Origin of the sequence: Mycobacterium sp. (genome assembly GCF_052144515.1) — a bacterium.
In the GTDB taxonomy this organism is placed as follows: domain Bacteria; phylum Actinomycetota; class Actinomycetes; order Mycobacteriales; family Mycobacteriaceae; genus Mycobacterium.
In genome coordinates this window covers 1-4,870 of sequence record NZ_JBKQQD010000526.1, presented here as the reverse complement: position 1 = coordinate 4,870, position 4,870 = coordinate 1, and the positions used below count along the sequence as shown (strand labels likewise).

Genomic DNA, 4,870 nt, shown 5'->3' with positions numbered 1-4,870 from the left:
GCCGCGCAACTCGCCGACGTCCGCGTCACCGCCAATGATGGTGGCCTCCTGGCGCTGTGCACCGACCCTGGGTTTGGCAGGCTGGTCCCCATGTCCGAGCCACAAGAGCAGCAGGCCGGGGCCACACTCAGGGTGGTCGGCCTACAAGCGTCAATTTCCATACGCAACTACATGGCCAGGCACCACCTGTGAAACGCCCGGCGAGAAGCGTGGCTGTGCCGAAAGCGCGAAGACACGTTGCTCAGCGAGCAGAACCTTGATCGACCGCACCGCTCGCACGCAATGACGGCTGTATTGTCAGCGGTCGCATTTCTCGAAGCACTCGTCAACGAAGTATGGCAGGACGCAGCCGAGAGCCGGGTCAGCACACGGCGTACACCGAGGGCATCCCCGACGCCGCAATCGCGACCATGCGCGAGCTGTGGAATGGCAAAGAGAAGGCCGAACGGATGTTTTTCTCTGCTGAGCAAGTTCCAGGTCGCGCTGGTGTGCGCCGGCCATGAGCGTATGGACAAGGGCGCCGAGCCGTATCAGAGTGTCGATGTGTTGATCGACCTGCGAAATGAATTGGTCCACTTCAAACCTCAGTGGTGGCATGACGATGGCAGAGATGAAGCGAAGTTCGTGGCAACACTGCGAGCCAAGCTCGCGGGAACGCGAGAATCAGCAGCCGATCGGCGAGCCGTGGTTCTCTAACAAAGCGCTCGGAGCTGCCTGTGCCGACTGGGCGTGTAGCTCGGTTATTACATTCGCGCGAGACTGGCACGGTCGCATGGGGCTGACCTTCGACTTCGATGAGCGCTATTTGATGCCATCGGAGCCCTTTGAGGTCGATGAGTAGCGTGCACCGGCTAGTGGTAGTGGACGGGTGCAGCGGGAACGCCAATCTCCACGGGGAATGCAAGGCTGGCAACTACGAACCTGGCCGCCATCGAGGGCAACGCTTAGAAGTGAGGAGCGGGGGCGATGTCGGATAAGCGGGACAATCCAACGATCCACGGCAAGTCGCCGGTCAACGCCGTCGATACCTTCTACAACCGTAGTCACGGAGCGAACAGAACACCCGTTGAGGCGATTTGTCGCCCAGGCAGAACTAACAGAGAGAGGAAGAGGAGCCAACTATGAGCAACGTTCCCGCAATCGACCTGAATGACGGCGCGCACATCCCGCAGCTTGGTTTCGGCGTCTTTCAGATCAAGCCAGAGAAAACCGCTGCAGCGGTGAAGGCTGCCCTCGACATCGGTTACCGGCACATCGACACCGCTGAAATGTACGGAAACGAGAAGGAAGTCGGTCAGGGCATCCTCGATGCCGGGCTGGACCGCGCCGGTGTCTTCATCACCAGCAAGCTCAACAACGGCTTCCACAAGCCGGACGATGCACGACGCGCGTTCGACAGAACCCTGAGCGTGCTCAATTCCGACTACGTCGACCTATTCTTGATCCACTGGCCGCTGCCAACGCTTTACGACGGCGACTTCGTCTCGACCTGGCATGTTCTCGAAGAGTTCGCCGCAGACGGACGCGCCCGGAGCATCGGCGTATCGAACTTCCAGCCGGCACATCTTGACCGACTCGCGAAGGAATCCGCCACGGTACCCGCTGTGAATCAGGTCGAGATCCATCCCTACTTCGCAAACGAAGAGGTGCGCGCCTACGGGCGAGAGCATGGCATCGCGACCGAGGCGTGGTCGCCGATCGCTCAGGGCAAGGTGCTCGGTGACCCCGTCATCGAGCGAATCGCCAACGCCGTCGGAAAGTCACCGGCCCAAGTTGTGCTGCGCTGGCACATTCAGCGAGGCGACATCGTTTTCCCGAAGTCCGTCTCGCCGGATCGAATGAAGTCGAACTTCGAGTTGTTCGACTTCGAACTCGACGGCTCCGACATGTTTGCGATCACGGCCCTCGACAAAGGCGAATCCGGCAGGATCGGCCCTAACCCGGACGAGTTCGACTACGTACCCGACTAGCGACCGACGATCACCGAGCAAATGAAATGAGGCCGACGTCCATGAGCAGCCGGGACGGTTTCCATCCAGACTTGACGACGCCGAGCACCGAGCATGTCCACATGTCGTCACGAACGGTGGTGCACCACGTCAGGGCTTCAGAGCTTAGCTCCGGTACGGCACAGACAGAGGGCATGCAGCGATTTGCCGCGATCAGCGGTGGCTCGGTTGGTTCGGAGAAGATCTGGATGGGCGAGACCTATGTTTCGCCAGAGACGGTGTCGGACAACCATCACCATGGCGAATCCGAAGCAGCGATCTTCGTGCGAAGCGGAAACCCGCGTCGTATTCCAAGGCGGCGTCCAAGAAGTCCGCATCGCCACTGCGCCCGGCGACTACATCTCCGTGCCGCCGTACGTTCTCGCATCGAGAAGAGAATCCGGACTGCAATCATCCCGCGGTGATCGTGATTGCCCGCAGCATACAAGAGGCAGTCGTGGTGAATCTTCCAGAGCTTTATGCACTCTCAGAGAGTCCGACCAACGAACCAGGAGTGTGACTGATGCTATTGCGTCAGCTCGAGTACTTCGTGGCGGTTCCAGGTAGAAACACCCGCGGGCGGCGGGGACGCGCGCAGCACCGCCCTCACTATTCGGCCGGGTCGGCCCCAGCGTGGTCATTGGGCGGTGAAGCCCAGAGCTCTCTCAGTGCCCGCGAGGTGCGCCCTGATTGCGTCGAGCGATCGGTCCAGATCGCCGTCGCGCACTGCTTCGGCGATCAGCGTGTGTTCGGCAAGGATGGTTTCAATCCTCGCGGGGTCTCGAACGGCGGATTCACCGATCATGCGCATCTGGCGGTCGCGTAGCGAGCCGTACACGTCGTGCAGAATGCTGTTGCCGGCGGCCTCGATCAGAATCGCGTGGAATGCTCGATCTGCATCTGAGAATTCGCGCAGCTCCGCCGTCACGACAGCTCGACGCTGTCGGGCGAGTTCAGCGGCCATCCGATCGAACACCACGCCGCGCGCTTCCGCCGATTGACCAATGACCTTCGCTGCAGCGAACTGTTCGAGGACCAGCCGGGCCTCCATGACCGCGCGCACCTCTTGTGGGGAGACCGGGACCACCAAGGCACCGCGCTGCGGATACAGCCGCAGCAATCCTTCGGCCTCGAGGCGCAGGAAAGCCTCCCTGACAGGAGTGCGCGACATGCCCAACGCGTCGGCGACCTCACCCTCGCTGATCAGCTCGCCACCCGGGAACGCGCCCGTGAGGATCTGGTCCTTGACGTAGTCGAGCGCTCGGTCCTTCGCCGCGAGTCGGCTCCCGCGGGCGGCCCTGTTTGCCACGACGGCCTCCGCTTCGATCCCAGTCGTATACCAGAGGTGCCCGCCGAGCCTACCTGCCGCGCAACCGGCGGGCGGCCCGGCGGGCGGCCCGGCGGGTGAGCGTTCTCACGCCTCGGCGTGAAAGTCCAGAGGTAGAATCAAGTGAGATACAAGTAGTATCTTTGTTAGTCAAGCTGTATCGAATGGAGGCGGTGAAGTGTCAATCAACACAGATCTGGTGACAAATGAAGTCGGTGAGCGAGACGCGCTGGACCCGACCATTGCTGCTCCGGTGACCAATGTGGCCGAGTACGGGTTCGAGGGGCGGTTCGAGGACTGGGCCGAGGATGCGCGCTACTTCGAGTACTCCAAGGCCGCAGACCCGATCGGATCCGGGCACACGTCGAAGGTCCCAATCAAGGCCTTCAGCCGGGACCTTTACGCCGACGGCCCCAGCCGAATCATCCCACTGGACTTGTCCAACGAACTTGGCATCAGTGACGGCCCGGCTACCAGCCCGGCGCTGGTGGCAAACTTCATGCGGATCCGGGCGGGTGAGCGGATCGCCACCAACCCGAATGCCACCTCTCAGCTCTACTACGTGATCGCCGGCCGGGGTTTCGCTGCGGTGAACGGTCGGCTCGTGCGGTGGGCGAAGGGTGATTTTCTGACCCTGCCTGCCGACAGCCGCGCCACGTTCCACGCCGACGCCGGCTCCGACGCCGCACTGTACTGGGTAAACGACGAGCCGTTGCTTCGCCACCTGGGCGCGGAGGCCACCGAACCCCGTTTCCGCGCAACGAAATTCCGCCGGGCCGACGCGGTCGCTCGACTGGAGGAGATCGCCTCGCGCCCGGGCGCTAACGACAAGAGCCGGGTTAGCGTCTTGTTGGCCAATGCCGCCGAGGAGCAGACACTGACGATCACTCACGTCTTGTGGGCGATGTTCGGTCTGCTGCCGCCGGATCAGGAGCAGCGTCCACACCGCCACCAGTCGGTTGCGCTCGACCTGATTCTCGACGCCGAGCCCGGCTGCTACACGCTGCTGGGCACCCGGTTGGATGAGCGGGGCAACATCGTCAACCCGACTCGCGTCGACTGGGAGGCAGGCGGCGCATTCGTCACGCCGCCGGGCCTGTGGCACGCCCACTTCAACGAGTCGGGCGCCCCGGCACACCTGATTCCCATCCAGGACGCGGGCCTGCAGACCTACCTGCGGAGCCTGGACATCCGTTTTTCCGACCGCCGGTGATCTACCTGAGGTTCGCGGTTAGTGCAGCTGGCGGCTACATCAGCTTTGTTGCTGGGTGGAGGTGGTAGTTGGCGTCAGCGTTGACGACAACTGCTGACAAGAAACGCGATTCTAGTGGTGTGTCCTGCAATTAATTGGCGATTATCTGGTATGATTCGCAGCATGAGGCGACCCGCTCCGGCTCTGCTGGTGTCCGCAGGGCAGCGTGAGGTTCTTGAGTCTGTGGCGCGGTCGGTGTCGGCTCCGCATCGCGAGGTGGTTCGGGCGCGGGCGTTGTTGATGGCAGCCGACGGTCTGGCGAACACGGCTATCGCGCGGGCGTTGTCGGTGTCGCCGGCGTCG

At 62.4% G+C, this 4,870-nt stretch carries 4 protein-coding genes and 2 pseudogenes; 5 read left to right on the top strand and 1 reads right to left on the bottom strand.

What is annotated here, in order from left to right; all coding sequences use genetic code 11:
* From ACLP9N_RS35955 to ACLP9N_RS35945, 3 genes and pseudogenes are all read left to right on the top strand, one after another.
* On the top strand, positions 1-192 hold a 192-nt coding region (locus ACLP9N_RS35955; protein ID WP_442411873.1), incomplete at its 5' end, for a hypothetical protein.
* 929 nt (positions 193-1,121) lie between these two features.
* The gene (locus ACLP9N_RS35950) at positions 1,122-1,970 is read left to right on the top strand and encodes an aldo/keto reductase (protein WP_442411872.1); all 849 of its coding nucleotides are present in this window, start codon (positions 1,122-1,124) and stop codon (positions 1,968-1,970) included.
* A gap of 41 nt (positions 1,971-2,011) precedes the next feature.
* Positions 2,012-2,508 (top strand): annotated as a pseudogene (locus ACLP9N_RS35945) (cupin domain-containing protein).
* Between the two features lie 117 nt (positions 2,509-2,625).
* Here ACLP9N_RS35945 and ACLP9N_RS35940 read toward each other — a convergent pair.
* A complete protein-coding gene (locus ACLP9N_RS35940) occupies positions 2,626-3,297 on the bottom strand; it encodes a GntR family transcriptional regulator (RefSeq protein WP_442411871.1) in 672 nt (223 codons plus the stop codon).
* Positions 3,298-3,499: 202 nt separating this feature from the next.
* Here ACLP9N_RS35940 and ACLP9N_RS35935 point away from each other — a divergent pair, with 202 nt between their 5' ends.
* Positions 3,500-4,528: an AraC family ligand binding domain-containing protein gene (locus tag ACLP9N_RS35935; protein WP_442411874.1), complete on the top strand. Its 1,029-nt coding sequence runs from the start codon at positions 3,500-3,502 to the stop codon at positions 4,526-4,528.
* Between the two features lie 162 nt (positions 4,529-4,690).
* Positions 4,691-4,870 (top strand): annotated as a pseudogene (locus ACLP9N_RS35930) (IS630 family transposase); the annotation flags it as partial.

Excerpts from the sequence above, each read along its gene's own strand:
- ACLP9N_RS35950 (WP_442411872.1), top strand. The coding sequence starts at position 1,122 with ATGAGCAACGTTCCCGCAATCGACCTGAATGACGGCGCGCACATCCCG.